Annotated in this window: 16 protein-coding genes; 15 read left to right on the forward strand and 1 reads right to left on the reverse strand. The window is 63.3% G+C overall.

Going from position 1 to position 18,442, the window contains the following annotated elements; translation table 11 throughout:
* From GIB19_RS16370 to GIB19_RS16395, 6 genes are all read left to right on the forward strand, one after another.
* On the forward strand, window positions 1-3,649 hold a 3,649-nt coding region (locus tag GIB19_RS16370; protein ID WP_274887220.1), incomplete at its 5' end, for an immunoglobulin-like domain-containing protein.
* A gap of 163 nt (window positions 3,650-3,812) precedes the next feature.
* On the forward strand, window positions 3,813-4,154 hold the full coding sequence (locus GIB19_RS16375) for a hypothetical protein (RefSeq protein ID WP_027595105.1): 342 nt from the start codon (window positions 3,813-3,815) through the stop codon (window positions 4,152-4,154).
* 200 nt (window positions 4,155-4,354) lie between these two features.
* Window positions 4,355-5,254 carry a TauD/TfdA dioxygenase family protein gene (locus GIB19_RS16380; RefSeq protein ID WP_274887221.1) on the forward strand — a complete coding sequence of 300 codons (900 nt, stop codon included), beginning with the start codon at window positions 4,355-4,357 and terminating at the stop codon, window positions 5,252-5,254.
* An 18-nt stretch (window positions 5,255-5,272) separates the two neighbouring features.
* Window positions 5,273-6,292, forward strand: coding sequence for an ABC transporter substrate-binding protein (locus GIB19_RS16385; RefSeq protein ID WP_085273906.1), 1,020 nt, complete (start codon window positions 5,273-5,275; stop codon window positions 6,290-6,292).
* A gap of 6 nt (window positions 6,293-6,298) precedes the next feature.
* Window positions 6,299-7,162 carry an ABC transporter ATP-binding protein gene (locus tag GIB19_RS16390; protein ID WP_265970040.1) on the forward strand — a complete coding sequence of 288 codons (864 nt, stop codon included), beginning with the start codon at window positions 6,299-6,301 and terminating at the stop codon, window positions 7,160-7,162.
* 14 nt (window positions 7,163-7,176) lie between these two features.
* The gene (locus GIB19_RS16395; protein WP_274887222.1) at window positions 7,177-8,040 is read left to right on the forward strand and encodes an ABC transporter permease; all 864 of its coding nucleotides are present in this window, start codon (window positions 7,177-7,179) and stop codon (window positions 8,038-8,040) included.
* A gap of 117 nt (window positions 8,041-8,157) precedes the next feature.
* Here the strand turns inward: GIB19_RS16395 and GIB19_RS16400 are convergent, their stop codons facing one another.
* Entirely contained in the window at window positions 8,158-8,718 is a 561-nt protein-coding gene (locus tag GIB19_RS16400; RefSeq protein WP_027595110.1) for a WYL domain-containing protein, read from the reverse strand.
* Between the two features lie 206 nt (window positions 8,719-8,924).
* Here GIB19_RS16400 and GIB19_RS16405 point away from each other — a divergent pair, with 206 nt between their 5' ends.
* From GIB19_RS16405 to GIB19_RS16445, 9 genes are all read left to right on the forward strand, one after another.
* On the forward strand, window positions 8,925-9,719 hold the full coding sequence (locus GIB19_RS16405; RefSeq protein ID WP_085273903.1) for a tetratricopeptide repeat protein: 795 nt from the start codon (window positions 8,925-8,927) through the stop codon (window positions 9,717-9,719).
* A gap of 287 nt (window positions 9,720-10,006) precedes the next feature.
* Window positions 10,007-10,459 carry a MarR family winged helix-turn-helix transcriptional regulator gene (locus tag GIB19_RS16410; protein ID WP_085273902.1) on the forward strand — a complete coding sequence of 151 codons (453 nt, stop codon included), beginning with the start codon at window positions 10,007-10,009 and terminating at the stop codon, window positions 10,457-10,459.
* Entirely contained in the window at window positions 10,456-12,543 is a 2,088-nt protein-coding gene (locus tag GIB19_RS16415; protein WP_027595113.1) for an FUSC family protein, read from the forward strand. Before GIB19_RS16410 ends, GIB19_RS16415 begins: the two co-directional genes overlap by 4 nt.
* Complete coding sequence (locus GIB19_RS16420; RefSeq protein WP_027595114.1) at window positions 12,540-12,752, forward strand: DUF1656 domain-containing protein; 213 nt, start codon at window positions 12,540-12,542, stop codon at window positions 12,750-12,752. The genes GIB19_RS16415 and GIB19_RS16420 overlap by 4 nt, the downstream gene beginning before the upstream one ends.
* Complete coding sequence (locus tag GIB19_RS16425; RefSeq protein ID WP_099428035.1) at window positions 12,749-13,624, forward strand: efflux RND transporter periplasmic adaptor subunit; 876 nt, start codon at window positions 12,749-12,751, stop codon at window positions 13,622-13,624. Before GIB19_RS16420 ends, GIB19_RS16425 begins: the two co-directional genes overlap by 4 nt.
* Complete coding sequence (locus GIB19_RS16430) at window positions 13,621-15,039, forward strand: efflux transporter outer membrane subunit (RefSeq protein WP_027595116.1); 1,419 nt, start codon at window positions 13,621-13,623, stop codon at window positions 15,037-15,039. Before GIB19_RS16425 ends, GIB19_RS16430 begins: the two co-directional genes overlap by 4 nt.
* 628 nt (window positions 15,040-15,667) lie before the next feature.
* Window positions 15,668-15,922, forward strand: coding sequence for a hypothetical protein (locus GIB19_RS16435; RefSeq protein WP_274887223.1), 255 nt, complete (start codon window positions 15,668-15,670; stop codon window positions 15,920-15,922).
* 16 nt (window positions 15,923-15,938) lie between these two features.
* A complete protein-coding gene (locus GIB19_RS16440; protein ID WP_274887224.1) occupies window positions 15,939-16,190 on the forward strand; it encodes a DUF3077 domain-containing protein in 252 nt (83 codons plus the stop codon).
* A 294-nt stretch (window positions 16,191-16,484) separates the two neighbouring features.
* On the forward strand, window positions 16,485-18,428 hold the full coding sequence (locus tag GIB19_RS16445; RefSeq protein ID WP_274887225.1) for a cytochrome c/FTR1 family iron permease: 1,944 nt from the start codon (window positions 16,485-16,487) through the stop codon (window positions 18,426-18,428).
* The last annotated feature ends 14 nt before the right edge of the window (window positions 18,429-18,442 follow it).

Consider the following 18,442-nt stretch of genomic DNA (forward strand, 5'->3'; position numbering starts at 1 on the left):
GCCTTCGGTCACCGAAGGCGGTGTGATCACCTACACCGTTACTCTGACCAGCAAAGATGGCCTGCCGATCAACAACCACGGCGCCCTGACCTTCACCTTGAGCGACGGCAAAACCGTCATCAACGTGCCGGCCAACAGTGCAACAGGCTTCGTCAACGTGGCTGCGCCGGATGATGTCTATATCGGCCAGACCTCTGTCGGCCTGGCGCTGCAGTCCGTCGGCGGCGCGGGTGCCAGCAAGTTCGAGCAACTGACCCTGGACAAGACCACGGCCACCACCGTGGTCAACGACGAGCCAGGTGTCGGCACCCCAGGCACTGGCAACCAGGGCGATGTGACCACCATCGGTATCACCGGTACCACCTCGTTGACCGAAGGTGAAACCGGCAAATACACCCTGACCCTGAGCAACCCGGCTAAGGCGGAAGTCACCGTTACCCTGACCTACAGCGGCACCGCTAACGGCCAGGACTACACCGCGGTCACCACCGTGAAGATCCCGACCAACAGCAGCAGCGTCACGTTCGATATCAAGACCATCGACGACAAGCTGGTTGAAGGTACCGAGAACTTCACCGTGACCATCGGCGCTGCCACCGGTGGCAACTTCGAAAACCTGCAGGTCGATAGCACCAAGGCGAGTGTCACCACCAACATCCTCGACAACGACCACCTGCCGGTTTCGACTGGCGGCGCGGTCAATGGCGTGGAAGACACCGACTACCTGTTCACCTGGAACGACTTCAAGGTCACCGATGCCGATGGCAACACCGGCCTGTTCGTGACCATCACCTCGCTGCCGGTCGACGGTAGCCTGAAGTTCTACAACGGCACCGCGTGGGTCGATGTGAAAGCAGGCCAGGTCGTCAGCCAGGCCGACATCACCAGCAACTACCTGAAGTTCGTGCCGAAGGCGAACGAGTCGGGCACCGACGGCTATGGCGGCTCGGGCGTCGGCAACAAACAGGCTGACTACGCGCAGTTCAAGTACACGCCGAACGACGGCACCAACCTGGGCAGCGAAGTGACCATGAAGGTCGACATCAGCCCGGTGGCCGACAAACCGACCCTGACGATTGGCAGTACCGATGTCGCGTCCAAAGGCCTGACCAAGGAAGTCTGGACCACCCTCAAAGGGCTGGGTACCGACGGCAACGGCATCACTGGCGATGCGCTGAAAACGGTCTTCGCCAACTCCGGCAGTGCTACCTCCAGCGCGACCACCACCAACGTGCAGTCCGATGGCAGCGTCACCGCTGGCACCGGTTCGAAGACGTCGGGTCTGCTGTTCCTGGAAGCCGGTAAGACCTACACCTTCAGCGGCATCGCCGATGACAGCCTGGTGGTCACCATTGGTGGCAAGACCGTGGTAACTGCGACCTGGGGCGCGGGTGGCCAGATTTCTGGCACCTTCACCCCAACGTCCAGCGGTTACTACCCGATCGAGGTTTACCACGCCAACCAATCAGGCCCTGGTAGCTATGACCTGAACATTCAGGCGGGCTCCGGTGCCGTCACCGACCTGAGCAGCAGCAACATCCCGATGTACCAGAACGTGACCGAGATGGCCAACGCTGGCCTGGGCGTGTCCGACCTGCACACCGTCAATGGCCAGAGCTACTACGACGGCTACAAGCTCAACGAAGGGCCGGAAGGTGGCTCGGTCAAGCTGGTCGGTATCAGCACCGGCCTGACCGACACCGATGGTTCCGAGACCTTGAGCGTGACCCTCAGCGGCATTCCGAAAGGGACTGTGCTGAGCGATGGCGCGGGCCACACCGTGACTGTCGGCGGTACGCCGGTGGACGTGACAGGCTGGAAACTCAGCGGCCTGACCCTGACCCCGCCGACCTACTACAAAGGCACGTTCGACATCACCGTCACCTCCACGGCCACCGAAAGCCTCGGCGGTTCGGACAGCATCACCGGCAAGATTCCGGTCACTGTCTACGGCGCCACCTACAAGGCGACGGTGGGCACTTCGGGCGATGACACCATCAATGGCAGCGAAGGCAACGACATCATCGTCGCCGACGTGGCTGGCTTGAACGTGGTTGCGGGCAAGAACTACAACATTGCCTTCATGGTCGACAGCTCGGGCAGTATGAGCACCCAGTCCGTCGCTGCGGCCAAGGCGCAGTTGGCATCGGTGTTCCAGACGCTGAAAGCCAGCCTGGGCGCTGATACTTCGGGGACGGTGAATATCTTCATCGCCGACTTCGATACCCAGGTAAACAAGAACGTGGCGGTCAATCTTGCCGATACCGACGCACTGACCAAGCTTCAGGCGGTGCTGGACTCGATGGTGGGTGGTTCAAGCTACGGCGGTGGTACCAACTATGAGGATGTGTTCAAAACCACGGCCAACTTCTTCAAGAGCACCATGGCTACCGGTAACAGCGGTGCAGAGAACCTGACCTACTTCATCACCGACGGTAAGCCGACCTATTACCAGACCAATGAAACGACCAACTACCGCCTGTGGAGCGGCGGCAAGTACCTGGATGACGTAGTCAACGTCAACAACTACAAGGTGGGTGAGACCTTCAGTGTCTGGGCCGACGCAACGCACAAAGTTGAAATCAATAGCGAAGGCAGCCTCAAAGTGCTGACCTACACAGAAAACCGTTGGGGCAACCTGGTGCTTGATTCCACCCGCACGATCGGGACGATTCATGCTCAAGGGGATGGCACCTACGAGTTCTCCGGCCTGGGCGGTACCGGTTATGCCGATTCCTGGAACTACGCGGATTCGGCGAGCAACACATCTGCCAGCTTCGCCCTCTTGGGTGGGACTAACGGTGTAAGCAAGGTTCAGGCAATTGGTTTGAACAGCGATGTCAGCCTGACTGACCTGAAGCCATACGACAGCGCCGGCAAGCCGCAGGCCAATATCGACCCATCCAACCTGGCCAGCGCGATCCTCGGGCATTCCGAGGCGACCCTGCCAGGCGCCGACAAGGTCGATGGCGGCAACGGCAACGACATCATCTTCGGTGACCTGATCACCCTCAACGGTGTCGTCAGCGAGGGCTACCAAGCCCTGCAGGCGTACGTTGCGCAGAAGAGCGGTGTCGAGGCCAGTGCCATCACCACCAACAATGTCCACCAGTACATCACCGAGCACTACACCGAGTTCGATATCTCCGGTGCCAACGACGGCAAGGATTTCCTGTCGGGCGGCAATGGCAACGACATCCTCTTCGGCCAAGGTGGCGATGACACGCTCGATGGTGGCAAAGGTAACGACATCCTGTTGGGCGGTACCGGCAAGGACATCCTGATCGGTGGCCAAGGCGATGACATCCTGATCGGCGGTAGCGGTGCGGACACCTTCGTGTGGAAGTCGGGCGATGTCGGCAACGACGTGATCAAGGACTTCAAGGTGGCCGAGGGTGACCGTATCGATCTGAAGGATCTGCTTCAGTTCGAGAAGGGCAGCACCATCGACAACTACCTGAAGATCACCACGGTGGACGGCACCTCGACGCTGCAGGTCAGCAGCGAGGGCAAGCTCAACGCCACCGGTGGCCTGGCCAACGCCGATGTGACGATCAAGCTGGAAGGGGTCAACTGGTCCAATACCTCGATCAACTCGTTGATCAGCGGTGGCGACCCGACCATCCGTATCGATAACAAAGACAGCTGATGCCCAGCCTACCCGGGCGGTCGAGAAGACCGCCCGGGTAGGTGCCGGCTCTTTCCTGCCTTCCCCTGACAGCGCATACTCGTGCGCCGGGCCTGCGTGCCCGGGAATCTTTGCCTATGCTGCTGTCTACCAACAAGGAACCAACGTGACGAGGGACACCGCCATGTTCTACGTGCAACGCAACGCTAGCGGCCAGTTGCTGCGGGTAGAAGCAGCCTCTTTTGACGAATTCACCGAAATACTCCCTGCTGACCATGCCGACGTTCAGGAATGGTTTGCCGACGACGAAGTGGAAAACAGCCTCAAAGAGCTCAAGCAAAGTGATCTGGACATGATCCGCGTGCTTGAGGACTTGATCGATGTGCTGACCGCCAAGGGTGTGTTCAGCATCACCGACCTGCCGGCCGGGGCGCAGGCCAAGCTGCTTAACCGTTCCAAGGCGCGCAAGGCGCTGGGCAGCCTGAACAACCTGATCGATGAAGAAGAGCAGGGCGGGTTGATCTGACCCCGGATCAGCCCCGATCTACAGTGATATGGTTATTCATTAAAGATATTTAAAATATCTTTCTTATGACTTTATAGTTGCTCCCACTGCGTACCCGTCGACCAATCGATGCGCCGCACGACTTGAACCCACACGGGAAATCCCCGTGCGTTTCTGATCGTTGCGCGCCTTTGACGTCGCGCACTGCGTGGGAGTGAACCATGTCCGCCGCCTCGAACGCCTTGTCGTCCATCGACAGCGCCCAGCCGCAAAACTTTGAAATCCGCCCGTTCTCCGGTGCCGTCGGTGCCGAGATCATCGGCCTGGACCTGACCCGACCGGTCAACGCCGAGGATTTCACCCAAATTCATCGCGCCCACCTCGATCACCCTGTACTGGTGTTCCGCGACCAGCGCATCACCCCGGAGCAACAGATCAGCTTCAGCCGCCGTTTCGGCGAGCTGCAGATTCATGTGCTCAAGCAGTTCCTGCTGACCGGGCACCCCGAAATCCTGATCGTTTCCAACATCGTCGAAGACGGTCGCAACGTCGGCCTGGGCGATGCTGGCAAGTTCTGGCATTCGGACCTGTCGTATAAAGAGCTCCCCAGCCTGGGTTCGATGCTGCATGCCCAGGAGCTGCCCAGCGAGGGCGGCGATACGCTGTTCGCCGATATGCACAAAGCCTGGGACGCCGTGCCCGAAGCCCTGCGCAAGGTAATCGCCGGCCGCGACGCGGCCCATTCCTACACGGCCCGGTATGCCGAGACCAAGTTCGAAGGCAACTGGCGCCCGGCCCTCAGCGCCGAGCAATTGGCCCAGGTGCAGGAAGTGATCCACCCGGTGGTACGCACCCACCCGGAAAACGGCCGCAAGGCGCTGTTCGTCAGCGAAGGCTTCACCACCCGCATCGTCGGCCTGCCGGACGACGAAAGCCGCGACGTGCTGCAGCAGCTGTATGCCCTGAGCGTGCTCGAGCAGAACATCTACCGCCATCAGTGGCAGCCCCACGACTTGGTGTTCTGGGACAACCGTTCGCTGATCCACCTCGCCACCGGCTGCCCCGCGCACCTGCGGCGCAAGCTCTATCGCACCACCATCCAGGGCGATGCCCCGTTCTGACGACTGAGGAAACACACCATGCGTAAATCCATCAGCCGCCTGGCGGCAAGCATTGGCCTGGGCGCGAGCCTGGTCGTCGGCAGCCTGGCGGCCCCCGCCGTGGCCCAGGCCGAAGGCAAAATCCGCATCGCGGAACAATTCGGCATCGTCTACTTGTTGTTGAACGTGGTGCGTGACCAGCACCTGATCGAAAAACACGGTAAAGAACAGGGCGTCGACATTGAAGTCGACTGGGCCCAGCTCTCGGGCGGCGCGGCCATCAACGATGCGCTGTTGTCCGGCTCGGTGGATATCGCCGGTGCTGGCGTTGGCCCGCTGCTGACCGTCTGGGACCGCACCAAAGGCCGGCAGAACGTGAAGGCGGTCGCCTCGCTTGGCAACTTCCCGTATTACCTGGTCAGCAGCAACCCGAATGTGAAGACCATCGCTGACATCTCCGAGAAAGACCGCATCGCCGTGCCAGCCGTGGGCGTCTCCGTGCAGTCGCGCTTCCTGCAGTACGCCGCCGCCCAGCAGTGGGGCGACAAGGAATACAACCGCCTCGACAAGTACACCCTGGCCGTACCGCACCCCGATGCCACGGCCGCGCTGATCGCCGGTGGCACCGAACTGAACGGGCACTTCTCAAACCCGCCGTTCCAGGACCAGGCGTTGGCCAACAAGGATGTACACGTTGTGCTCAACAGCTACGACCTGCTTGGCCCCAACTCGCCGACCCTGTTGTTCGCCACTGAAAAATTCCGCACGGACAACCCCAAGACCTACAAAGCCTTCGTCGACGCCCTGGCCGAGGCCGCAGACTTCGCCCAGAAGGACAAGGCGGCCGCTGCTGACACGTACATCCGCGTGACCAAGGCCAAGATCGACCGCGATGTGCTGATCAAGCTGATCGACAACCCGCAGTACGAGTTCACGGTAACGCCGAAGAACACCTACAAACTGGCGGATTTCCTGTATCGGGTTGGCGCCATCAAGCACAAGCCGGAGTCGTGGAAGGATTACTTCTTCCAGGATGAACGCCCGTTGCAAGGGAGCTGATCGATCATGACCGCCCCATTGCCAGGCCACGCGGCCAGCAACCTGAGCCGTGTCGCCACGCCACCGCTGCTAACGGTGGATAACCTCAGCCTCGAATACCGCACCGCGCAACGCGTGGTGCGGGCCACCCACCAGGTCAGTTTCGAAGTCGACCGCGCCGACCGTTTCGTCTTGCTGGGGCCTTCGGGCTGCGGCAAGTCCACCTTGCTCAAGGCCGTGGCCGGGTTCATCGAGCCCCAGGAAGGGCAGATTCTGCTGCAGGGCCAGCCCGTCAAAGGCCCCGGCCCTGACCGCATCGTGGTGTTTCAAGAGTTCGACCAGTTGCCACCCTGGAAGACGGTAAAGCAGAACGTCATGTTCCCTTTGCTGGTATCGGGCCAGCTCAAGCGTGCCGAGGCCGAGGACCGGGCGCTGCACTACCTGGACAAAGTCGGCCTGGCCGCCTTTGCCGATGCCTACCCACACACCCTTTCTGGCGGCATGAAGGCGCGCGTGGCGATTGCCCGGGCCTTGGCCACCCAGCCGAAGATCCTGCTGATGGACGAGCCGTTCGCCGCGCTGGACGCGCTGACCCGGCGCAAGATGCAGGAAGAGCTGCTGCTGCTGTGGGAAGAGGTGCGCTTTACCCTGCTGTTCGTGACCCACTCCATCGAAGAAGCGCTGGTGGTCGGCAACCGCATCTTGCTGCTGTCGCCGCACCCAGGCCGGGTACGGGCCGAGGTACACAGCCATCAGTACGACCTTGGCAGCCTGGGCGCCGCCGATTTCCAGGCCAGTGCCCGGCGTATCCATCGCCTGTTGTTCGATGAGGCGGACACGCCCGAGCAGGCCGACGACCTTGGCTTCAACGATATCCGTATCGCCTACTGACAGGAGCTTCAGCCATGACCACTACACCTGTACGTCAGGAATACGAGGTGCAGCTGGAGCCGCTGCTCAGTGTGCCTCTGGAACGCCAACTGCCCTTAGCCCAGCGCTTGTGGCAGCAAGGCTGGCTGCGCAAGGCTGTCATCCTGGTGGTGATCGCCGCGCTGTGGGAGGCCGTGGCCCGCTATCAAGGCAACGACCTGCTGCTGCCAAGCTTTCTGCAAACCTCTGCTGCGCTGTGGGACGGCCTGCTCAGTGGCGAGTTGCCCGCCAAGGTCGGCGTGTCGCTGGTGATCCTGCTCAAGGGCTATGTGCTGGGTATTGTGCTGGCGTTCGGCTTGACCAGCCTGGCGGTGTCGACCCAGCTTGGCCGTGACCTGCTGGGCACCTTGACCTCCATGTTCAACCCCTTGCCGGCAATCGCCTTGCTGCCGCTGGCGCTGTTGTGGTTCGGCCTGGGCGACAACAGCCTGATCTTCGTGCTGGTGCACTCGGTGCTATGGGCGCTGGCGCTGAATACGTATGCGGGCTTTCTCGGGGTGTCCGAGACGTTGCGCATGGCCGGTCGCAACTATGGCCTCAAGGGCCTGCGCCTGGTGCTGTACATCCTGGTGCCGGCGGCCTTGCCGTCGATTCTGTCGGGCTTGAAGATCGGCTGGGCGTTTGCCTGGCGCACCTTGATTGCCGCCGAACTGGTGTTTGGCGCCAGCAGCGGCAAGGGCGGGCTGGGTTGGTACATCTTCCAGAACCGCAACGAGCTGTACACCGACAAGGTGTTTGCCGGGTTGGCGGTGGTGATCCTGATTGGTTTGCTGGTCGAGGGGTTGGTGTTCAACACCCTGGAGCGGCTGACCGTGCGGCGGTGGGGGATGCAGCGCTAGCCAGTAAGCCTGCCCCGGCCTCTTCGCGGGCAAGCCCGCTCCCACAGGGGCTGCACGCCTTCAAGGTGGGTGATGACCTTGTGGGAGCGGGCTTGCCCGCGAAGAGGCCGATACAGGCTATGGATTCTGGTACTGAGCCGCCGCATTGCTCAGCATCTTGCCAATCTCTTCGCGCAACCCCTCTGGTTGCTCAACCACCACCCCATCCCCCTGGCTCAGCAGCCACCAACGCAGCGGCCAGCCATCGCTTACCGTGGCCCGCAACCGATGCCCATGCTCCAGCGCCGTCAGCTGCATGTCGCTGCTCAACGGCGCCTCGCGCAACTGCCGCGCCAAGGCATCACTGACCCGCGCCACCAGCTCTACCCCCTCGCCTTGGGCCGGCTGCAGCGCATCACCGCGCAAGTACGTCAGCAAGTCGAAATTGCCGCGCAGCTCGCCCACGGCACTCGACGACCAGTGCCAGCCGAACGGTATGCTCTTGTCATTGCGCTCCAGCGGAAAAATCAGCGACAACTCGTTGAGGTCGCGCTCAACCGTGCGTTTGCTGACATTGAACCCCACATCACGCAGGCGCCACACCAACTCGGCGCTGGTGATGCCTGGGGAGCGGCTGGGCAGTTGGCGCAGCAGCGCCCACTGACGACTGAGGGTGGCGCGAGTGGTGGCGAACGGCAAAAGATAACGTCCTTGTCTAGGCTTGCCGCAATAGGATGGCGGCACGAGCGGGGCATGGCAATTGGCCACAGCCTGCTCAGATCAAGGAAGTCGCATTTGGTTGCCTCGTGCCGAATCGTTCGCGACAGGTTTTGTCGTGACGTCACGCAGAATCACGCCTCATCACAGCCGAGGTCGAGGTTGTGTGTCGTTCAATGAGGATGAACATGTCTGCTGCCAGCAATATCCATTCGCTGCTTGCCCGTCTTCTGCCAGAGCGGGTCATCGCCCCGCCAGCCCCTGCCGGGAGGCGTCATCGGCTGTTTGCCGGGGTCGGGCTGCCCAGCCAGCGGTCGTTGCTGGTCAGCCGCCTGGACGAGGCCAGCGATTTGCAGGGTGTGTACGCCGACCTGCGCCGCCAAGCGCTGCAAGGCAGCGTGGCCGCACTGAATGACCTCGGCTGGATCTGGCTCAATGGCAAGTACTGGCGTGCCGACACCGTGCTGGCCGGCCACCTGTTGCGCATGGCGGCCTTGCAGGGTAACGCCGCGGCCTGGTTCAACCTGGGCCAGCAGCATTACTTCGGCAAAGGCATCGAAACCTCCTACGTGCAGGCGGCCGAGTGTTATCGGCAGGCGTTTGACCGCGGCATGTTGCATGCTGCTGCCGCACTCGGTGACTTGTATGAAGAAGAAGTGTGCGATGGCGACCTGGACTGGCAGGTCGACCTGATACAGGCCTACCAATGGTTTTTGCGCGGTGCCCAGCGGGGCGAAGCGCGGTGCCGGTTCGAGGTGGGGTACCGGCTGATGCATGGCCTGTATGTGGAGGCTGATATCAAAGGCGCGCTTTATTGGCTTGAGCTGGCGGCTGCGGCAGGGGTGATGCAGGCGGCCGAGGAGCTGGCGGTGCACTTCAGCAGCCGCGACCGCGCGCGTTACCTCGACTGGCGCGACCGGGCCGTGCAGATGGGCAGCACGCTGGCGCTGACGATGAAGCTGGAAGACCAGGTCCAGCCCTGATCGTTATAGCTAATTCAGGGCGCAACGCAGTCCCGTGTAGGAGCGGCCTTGCGTCGCGAAAGGGCTGCGAAGCAGCCCCAGATTCTATCGTCTCTGCAGATATTGCTGGGGCTGCTTCGCAGCCCTTTCGCGACGCAAGGCCGCTCCTACACACAGAGCGCGCATGGCCTAGAGACCACGCATGAACAGAATTTCACCCACGCTACCCGTCGCCCACGGTTGACGACAGGGGGAGGGCGAGGCGTATATTGATAGTTAGCAAACTATGAATATCCTTGGTTCCCTTCATGACCCTTGATCTCCTGCGCCTGCAAGTCAGCAGCGGCATGGTGGTTGCCGCTCGCCATTGGCGGCGCATCTGCCACGCGGCCCTGACTGGCTATGGCATTTCTGAAGCCTGCGCCGCGCCGCTGTTGATGATCGTGCGCCTGGGCGACGGTGTGCATCAGGTGGCGGTGGCCCAGGCCGCTGGCCTCGAAAGCCCGTCGCTGGTACGCCTGCTCGACCAGCTGTGCAAAGCCGGGCTGGTGTGCCGCAGCGAGGACCCTCTCGACCGCCGCGCCAAGGCCCTGAGCCTGACCGCCGAAGGCCGCGCCTTGGCCGAATCCATCGAAGCCGAGCTGGTGCGCTTGCGCCGTGAGGTGCTGCAGGGCATCGACCAAGCTGACCTTGAGGCCGCCTTGCGCGTGCTGCGCGCGTTCGAAGCCGCCGGCCTCGGCACACCCGGCGGGGCAGCATGAACGGATTCTTCAGCTCGGTCCCCCCAGCCCGCGATTGGTTCTACGGCGTGCGCACCTTCGCCGCGTCGATGATCGCCCTGTACATTGCCCTGCTCATGCAGCTGCCGCGCCCGTACTGGGCGATGGCGACCGTCTACATCGTCTCCAGCCCGTTCGTCGGCCCGACCAGTTCCAAGGCCCTGTACCGCGCCCTGGGCACCTTGCTCGGGGCCGGCGGGGCGATATTCCTGGTGCCACCCTTGGTGCAATCGCCGCTGTTGCTGAGCGTCGCCATCGCCTTGTGGACCGGCACCTTGCTGTTCCTCTCGCTGAACCTGCGCACCGCCAACAACTACGTGCTGATGCTGGCGGGCTACACGCTACCGATGATTGCCCTGGCCGTGGTCGACAACCCCACCGCGGTGTTCGATGTGGCCTCATCGCGGGCTCAGGAAATCTGCCTGGGCATCGTCTGCGCGGCCGTGGTCGGTGCAATCTTCTGGCCGCGCCGCCTGGCCCCGGTGGTGGTCGGCTCGACCGGCAACTGGTTTGCCGAGGCGATCCGCTACAGTGATACCTACCTGGCCCGTGACGTCGCCGCCGACAAGGTGGGCGGCATGCGTGCCTCGATGGTGGCCACGTTCAACACCCTGGAAATGATGATCGGCCAGCTCGGCCACGAGGGTGCCGGCCCTCACACCCTGAAGAACGCCAGCGAGCTGCGTGGGCGGATGATCCACCTGCTGCCGGTGATCGACGCCCTGGACGACGCCCTGGTCGCCCTCGAAGGCCGCGCGCCCGTGCAGTTCGCCCAGTTGCAACCGTTGCTGGCCGAGGCCCGCGAGTGGCTCAAAGGCACTGCCGACGATGCCTCCCTGGCGCCCTGGGCCGCCTTGCACGAGCAGATCACCCGCCTGCAACCCAGCGCCGCCGCACTGGACCAGCGCGCCGGCCTGTTGCTGTCCAACGCCTTGTATCGCCTGACCGAGTGGGTCGACCTCTGGCAAGACTGCTGCACCCTCCAGCACGCCCTGCGCAAGGACGACGCCACGCCCTGGCGCGCCGCTTACCGCCACTGGCGCCTGAGCCGCCTCACGCCCTTCTTCGACCGGGGCCTGATGCTGTACTCGGTGTTCTCCACTGTCACCGCGATCATCGTCGCCAGCGGCTTGTGGATTTTGCTCGGCTGGAACGACGGCGGCAGTGCGGTCATCCTCGCGGCCGTGGCCTGCAGCTTCTTTGCCGCGATGGACGACCCGGCGCCGCAGATCTACCGGTTCTTCTTCTGGACGCTGATGTCGGTGATCTTCTCCAGCGTCTACCTGTTCCTGGTGCTGCCCAACCTGCACGACTTCCCGATGCTGGTGCTGGCATTCGCCGTGCCGTTCATCTGCGTCGGCACGCTGACCGTGCAGCCGCGCTTCTACCTCGGCACCTTGCTGACTATCGTCAACACCGCCACCTTCATCAGCATCCAGGGCGCGTACGACGCAGACTTCCTGACCTTCATCAACGCCAACCTGGCCGGCCCGGTGGGGCTGCTGTTCGCGTTCATCTGGACCTTGCTGCTGCGCCCGTTCGGCGTCGAGTTGGCAGCCAAGCGCATGACCCGCTTCGCCTGGCGCGACATCGTCGAGATGACCCAGCCCGCCACCCTGGCCGAACACCGCCAGGTGGGCGTACAGATGCTCGACCGCCTGATGCAGCACCTGCCGCGATTGTCGCAGACCGGCCAGGACAGCGGCGTGGCACTGCGTGACCTGCGCGTGGGCCTGAACCTGCTCGACCTGCTGGCCTACATGCCCCGCGCCAACCCGCAGGCCCGTGAGCGCCTAGCCACGGTCATCGAGGAAGTCGGCGCCCACTACGCCGCTTGCCTGCGCGCCAACCAACGCCTGCACGCACCGGCCACGTTGCTGCGCAACATGGAGCGCGCGCGGCAAGGGCTGGCGCTGGACGACCACAACGACCGCGGCGATGCCCGCGTGCACCTGCTGCATGCCCTGAGTGGCCTGCGCTTGGCCTTGCTGCCTGGGGTCGAGGTGATGCTCGAGCCGACCGAACAACCGCAACTGCCCCCCGGCATCGATGGAGCCCCACTGTGATCGGTGATCTGGATATCAGCGGGGTGTTCCTGCCCACGCTGCTGGTGATGATGGTGTTCACCTACCTGCTGTTTCTGGGCGTGCATGCCTTGCTCGTGCGCCTGCATTTTTACCGCCTGGTCTGGCACCGGGCTTTGTTCAACGTTGCCCTCTACGCCGTAATGCTGGGCGCGGTCGACCACTTTTGCCGAAACCTGATGCTGCCATGAAAAAACCTTTGCTGACCCTGGGCCGTGTGGTCCTGACCTTGCTGGTCGTGAGTTTCGCCGCCGTGCTCGTGTGGCAGATGGTGGGCTACTACCTGTTCGCCCCCTGGACCCGCGACGGTCACATCCGCGCCGATGTGATCCAGATCGCCCCGGATGTGTCCGGGCTGATCCAGAAGGTCGAGGTGCGTGACAACCAGGTGGTCAAGCGCGGCGACGTGCTGTTCACCATCGACCAAGACCGCTTCAGCCTGGCCCTGCGCCAGGCCAAGGCGACCCTCGCCGAGCGCGAGGAAACCCTGGCCCAGGCTGCCCGCGAGACGCGCCGTAACCGCAAGCTGGGCAACCTGGTCGCGGCCGAGCAACTGGAAGAGAGCCAGTCCCGCGAAGCCCGCGCCCGCTCGGCGGTCAACGAGGCACAAGTGGCCGTCGATACCGCCCAGCTCAACCTCGATCGCTCGGTGGTACGCAGCCCGGTGGACGGCTACCTTAACGACCGCGCCCCGCGTAACCACGAATTCGTCACCGCCGGCCGCCCGGTACTGTCGGTGGTCGACAGCGCCTCGTATCACGTCGATGGCTACTTCGAAGAAACCAAGCTCGGTGGCATTCACATCGGCGATGCCGTGGACATCCGCGTGATGGGCGACAACACCCGCCTGCGCGGCCACGTACAAAGCTTTGCCGCCGGCATCGAAGACCGCGACCGCAGCAGCGGCGCCAACCTGCTGCCCAACGTCAACCCGGCGTTCAGCTGGGTGCGCCTGGCCCAGCGGATTCCGGTGCGTATCGCCTTCGACGAAGTGCCGGAAGACTTCCGCATGATCGCCGGGCGCACGGCCACGGTGTCAATCATCGAGGACAAGCGCCCATGAAACGCCTGATGCTGGTGGGCATGGCCCTGTCCCTCGGTGCCTGTGCCCTGGTTGGCCCGGATTACGAAGTGCCGAAAGACGCGGCCGTGCAGCGCAGCGACCTCAACGGCCCGCTGCGCCAGGACGCCGACAGTGTGGTATCGGCGCCGGTGCCCGAAGACTGGTGGCAGCTGTATCAGGATCAGCGCCTCAACCAACTGGTGCGCCAGGCATTGAGCGCCAATACCGAGCTGCGCGTGGCTGCGGCCAACATCGCCAAGGCTCGCGCCCAGGTCGAAGTGGCCGAGTCGCAGGGCGGTTTCAGTGGTGGTATCAAGGCTGGCGCCCAGCGCTTGCAGGAGTCTGGCGAGGCCTTTTTGCTGCCCGAGAAGGTACCCGTGGCCAATATCGGTGAAGCCATCATCAGCGCCTCCTACCAGTTCGACCTGTGGGGCACATTCAAGCGCGGCACCGAGGCGGCCAAGGCCAACGCCGACGCGGTGCAGGCCGCAGCAGACACCGCACGCATCACCCTGGTGGCGGATGTGGTCAAGGCCTACACCCAGGTGTGCTCGGCCAACGAGGAGTACCACATTGCGCGCGAGTCGCTGGACCTGCAGGAGCAAGGCGTAAAGCTGAACCAGCGCCTGCGCGATGCCGGCCGTGGCGACGAAACCCAGGTCACCCGCTCGCAGACCCAATTCAAATCCCTGCGCGCTGAGCTGCCACGCTTCAAGGCCGAGCGCGAGACGGGCTTGTATACCCTCGCTGCACTGCTGGCCAAACCGGTCGAGCAGTTGCCCGCCGGCACCGCCGATTGCGCCGAACTGCCGCACCTGGCCCAACTGATCCCGGTAGGCGACGGTGCCGCGCTGCTCAAACGCCGCCCCGACGTGCGCCAGGCCGAGCGCCAACTGGCGGCCGCCACCGCATACATTGGCGTGGCCACGGGCGCGCTGTACCCGGACATCAGCATCGGCGCCCAGGTGGGCACCATCGGTATCCTCGAGAACCTTGGCGAGCCCTCCACCAACCGCTGGGGCTTTGGCCCACAGATCAGCTGGACCATCCCCACCAACGGCACCCGTGCCCGCATCCGCATGGCCGAAGCCTCGACCCAAGCGGCGCTGGCGCATTTTGACGGCGTGGTGTTGAACGCCATCCGCGAGACCCAGACCCGGCTGGCGCAGTACAGCGCCTTGCTCGACCGGCGTGATGCATTGGCCGAGGCAGAGAAGTCGGCCAAGGAAGCGGCGGACCAGACGCACCGGTATTACCAGGCTGGGCGTGAGTCGTTCCTGGCGGATTTGCAGGCGACGCGGACGTATACCGATATGCGCGCGCAGTTGGCGGCGGCGAATAGCCAGGTGGCGGTGGGGCAGATTGGGGTGTTTTTGGCGCTGGGTGGGGGATGGAAGGGGGGCGGCACGCCTTGATCGTTTTGGGGGGCGAAGGTGTTTGGCGATAGAGCTGCGGCGCCTATGAGATCGAGCGCCGCCCGCGCGGCGCTTCGCAGCACAAGGCTGCTCCTACATTTTTTTCGGGCCAGTCACGCCTGTGAAGGCGGCGCGCGACCGCCTTGTTTGTAGGATTCGATATCGTGCCATGCACCAACGGCCCGCGCGCCGATGGGGCAGGAATAACTGGCCCGAAAAAAATGTAGGAGCAGCCTTGTGCTGCGAAGCGCCGCGCGGGCGGCGCTCGGTCTTGAGGGCGCCGAACCTCTAACGTCGAACACCCCGAATACGTAAGACGTTTCCGAATCTGAAACCAAATGCTTCAGCTCTCGCTATCAGGCGAACTATCCTACGCGCCTGTCGGAAGGTGCTGTCTAGGCGGGGAGATGCCCCAGGAATAATGTCCTCGGGTCGCCTCGCAAGGCGATCGGGCGTGAGACACCCGGTTTGCATTCGGTAGCACCGCTTCATGGCGGTCGTGCGCGGGCAGGCTTAGGCCTGGCCGGGGTTACCGTATGTCCCGGGTCTCACTCCGTGCACGACTGCCACCCAATTCCGTGAGACGAGGAGGACGGTAGTTTTTTCTTTCCGCATACGGAGCCCCACCATGAAAAAAATCGTCCCCGACCCACCGCCCTCAACTCTCCTTCTGCTCGACCCACCCCTCATCACGCTCCAAGACCCTCCCTGCGCCGAAACGTGCGACCTGCTGATCCGCGCCCTGACCCTGACTGTGGAGCAGACCACCTCCGCCCTGCTAGACAGCAGCCCTGGCCTGATGCGTGACGCGATGGGCATGAACATTCGCCTGTTGTGCCGGATGATCAACGCCCTGTGCGACCACACCCGCGCCAGCGCCTGAGCCGAGGACCAACACAATGCGCGACGACCCCACAGCGTCTTCCACCGCAGGCGAGGAAACCTTCGACCTGTTCCGCCTGCAACCTGACGTCCCCTTCAACCACGCCTTCTCTCAGTTGTCCGTACTGCTCGGCTGCATCCGCCACCTGACCACCGAAGCGGAAATGGAGAATGACCGCGTGGCCGGCAGCGCAGCGCGGATTCTCAGCGAGATGGCCAAGGCATTGATCGACGATATGGAGCGGGGGATGCCCAAGGCTGTTCAGTAGTTGTCTAGTGAATACAGGGCTGCCTTGCAGCCCTCTCGATGCAATGCTCTGTGCGCACTGGGTTCGACTTTACGGAAATCCTCATAATCGGCTTGATCCTCAAGTTTTTTCTCACTGCGCCATGAAAATTCTGATTTTTAGCATTTTCCCCGATTTTTTTCTGACAATACCTGCGCCTCAGTTTCGACGCCTTCTACAAGAATCAACGCGCCTCCTGGGTTGAAGTTCGTTTGTCACAAGATTTTTCATGAAATCCGCCCGCTACCCTTGAGAGAAATAGAGTGGAAGTGAACAATGTTCTCTTTCGCATTCCCTCCGAGACTGGCCATGAAAACCCGTTCCCGTCTGCTTGCCTGGCTGCCTGCTTTACTGCTTGGCCCAGTGCTGGCGCTGTGCAGCACCGTGGTGCTGGCCGAAGCCCCCGCCGAGGCCGCCAAGGCCTTGCACCTGCTCGATTACATCGGTGCCGACTACCCGCCGACCGTGCGCGATGGCAAGGTGATCGACGAGGGTGAATACCGCGAGCAACAGGAATTCACTGCGTTACTGGCCGAACTGGTCAAAGGTTTGCCGGCGCATGCTGAGCAAACGGCACTGGAGCAGGGCGTAGAGGGTTTGCGCCAGGCCATTGAGCAGCGTCATGAAGGCGCCGCCGTTGCCCGTCAGGCCCGCCAGTTGGGCGCGCGCCTGGCGGTGGCCTACGAGGTTAGCCAGGCCCCGGTGATTACCCCGGACCCGGCCCGCGGGGCCTCGCTGTATGCGCAGAACTGCTCGATCTGCCATGGCGATACCGGCGCCGGCGATGGCCCGGCCGGTGTCGGCCTGGAACCGCCGCCCGCTAACCTGCGCAGCGTCGAGCGGCTTGACCAGTTGAGCCTGTTCGACCTGTACAACACCCTTGGCCTGGGCATCGAAGGCACCGAGATGCCATCGTTCGCCGATCAGCTCGATGAGCGTCAGCGCTGGGACGTCGCTGCCTATGTGGCAAGCTTCACGGCCCAGCCTGAAGCCGCCAAAGGTGACAAGGTCTGGAACCTGGCCGACCTTGCCCGCCAGACCCCGGCTGAAGTCGCGGCCAACGAAGGTGCCAGTGCGCTGGCCGCGTTCCGTGCCCAGCGTGCCCAGCCGCCGCAGGTCAAACGCGGCCCGGCGCAGTTGCTCGAGTACACCGCCAGCACCCTGGATAAAAGCCTGGCCGCCTACCGCGAAGGCGATCACGACCAGGCGTATGACCTGTCTGTGGCCGCGTACCTGGAAGGGTTCGAGCTGGTGGAAAGCTCGCTGGACAACATTGATACCCAAGCGCGCAAAGACACCGAAAAATCCCTCATGGCTTACCGCCAGTCGCTTCAGGATGGTTTGCCGGTGGCCCAGGCTGAGCAGCGCCTGACCGAAGCCAAGACCAAGCTCGGCCAGGCCGCCAAACTGCTGGGCAGCGATGGCCTGAGTTGGTCGCTGAGCTACATTTCCGGGCTGTTGATTTTGCTGCGTGAAGGCCTTGAAGCGATTCTGGTGCTGGCGGCGATCCTGGCCTTCCTGCGCAACACCGGCCAGCAGTCGGCTGTACGCAGCGTCAATATCGGCTGGGGCCTGGCGCTGGTTGCCGGCTTTGCCACCTGGGCCCTGGCGGCTTATGTGATCGACGTGGGCGGTGCCCAGCGCGAGCTGCTGGAAGGCTGCACGGCGCTGTTTGCTGCGGTCATGGTGCTGTGGTTGGGGGTATGGATGCACGACCGCCGCCACGCTGCGGCCTGGCAGGACTACATCAAGAGCAGCCTGGTCAGTGGCGGCGGGCGCTTCGGCTTTGCCATGCTGGCGTTCTTCTCGGTGTACCGCGAGCTGTTCGAGGTGATCCTGTTCTACGAAACCCTGTGGCTGCAGGCGGGGCCTGCCGGGCATCAGGCGGTGTTGGCAGGGGGCGCCACGGCGCTGGTGCTGCTGGTGGGGTTGGCCTGGGTGATTTTGCGCGGTTCGGCCAAGCTGCCGCTGTCGCTGTTCTTCAGCATCAACGCGGCGCTGTTGTGCGCGCTGTCTGTGGTGTTCGCCGGGCACGGCGTCAAGGCACTGCAAGAGGCCGGGGTGCTGGGCACGCGGCCGGTGGCGTTCTTCGAGTTCGACTGGCTGGGCATTCATGCCGATGCCTACTCGCTGGCAGCCCAGGCGGTGGCATTGCTGGCCATCGTGTTCCTGTACGGGCGCTCGCGGTTGGCCGAGAAGCGCAGGGCGGCGGCCAGCTAAGGCCGCCCTCCTGG

Source organism: Pseudomonas sp. ITEM 17296, assembly GCF_028895205.1.
Classification (GTDB): Bacteria; Pseudomonadota; Gammaproteobacteria; order Pseudomonadales; family Pseudomonadaceae; genus Aquipseudomonas; species Aquipseudomonas kermanshahensis.

Coding starts and splice junctions, on each gene's coding strand:
- GIB19_RS16405 (WP_085273903.1), top strand. CDS start 8,925: ATGTCTGCTGCCAGCAATATCCATTCGCTGCTTGCCCGTCTTCTGCCA.
- GIB19_RS16410 (WP_085273902.1), top strand. CDS start 10,007: ATGACCCTTGATCTCCTGCGCCTGCAAGTCAGCAGCGGCATGGTGGTT.
- GIB19_RS16385 (WP_085273906.1), top strand. CDS start 5,273: ATGCGTAAATCCATCAGCCGCCTGGCGGCAAGCATTGGCCTGGGCGCG.
- GIB19_RS16435 (WP_274887223.1), top strand. CDS start 15,668: ATGAAAAAAATCGTCCCCGACCCACCGCCCTCAACTCTCCTTCTGCTC.
- GIB19_RS16430 (WP_027595116.1), top strand. CDS start 13,621: ATGAAACGCCTGATGCTGGTGGGCATGGCCCTGTCCCTCGGTGCCTGT.
- GIB19_RS16445 (WP_274887225.1), top strand. CDS start 16,485: ATGTTCTCTTTCGCATTCCCTCCGAGACTGGCCATGAAAACCCGTTCC.
- GIB19_RS16415 (WP_027595113.1), top strand. CDS start 10,456: ATGAACGGATTCTTCAGCTCGGTCCCCCCAGCCCGCGATTGGTTCTAC.
- GIB19_RS16440 (WP_274887224.1), top strand. CDS start 15,939: ATGCGCGACGACCCCACAGCGTCTTCCACCGCAGGCGAGGAAACCTTC.
- GIB19_RS16425 (WP_099428035.1), top strand. CDS start 12,749: ATGAAAAAACCTTTGCTGACCCTGGGCCGTGTGGTCCTGACCTTGCTG.
- GIB19_RS16380 (WP_274887221.1), top strand. CDS start 4,355: ATGTCCGCCGCCTCGAACGCCTTGTCGTCCATCGACAGCGCCCAGCCG.
- GIB19_RS16390 (WP_265970040.1), top strand. CDS start 6,299: ATGACCGCCCCATTGCCAGGCCACGCGGCCAGCAACCTGAGCCGTGTC.
- GIB19_RS16375 (WP_027595105.1), top strand. CDS start 3,813: ATGTTCTACGTGCAACGCAACGCTAGCGGCCAGTTGCTGCGGGTAGAA.
- GIB19_RS16395 (WP_274887222.1), top strand. CDS start 7,177: ATGACCACTACACCTGTACGTCAGGAATACGAGGTGCAGCTGGAGCCG.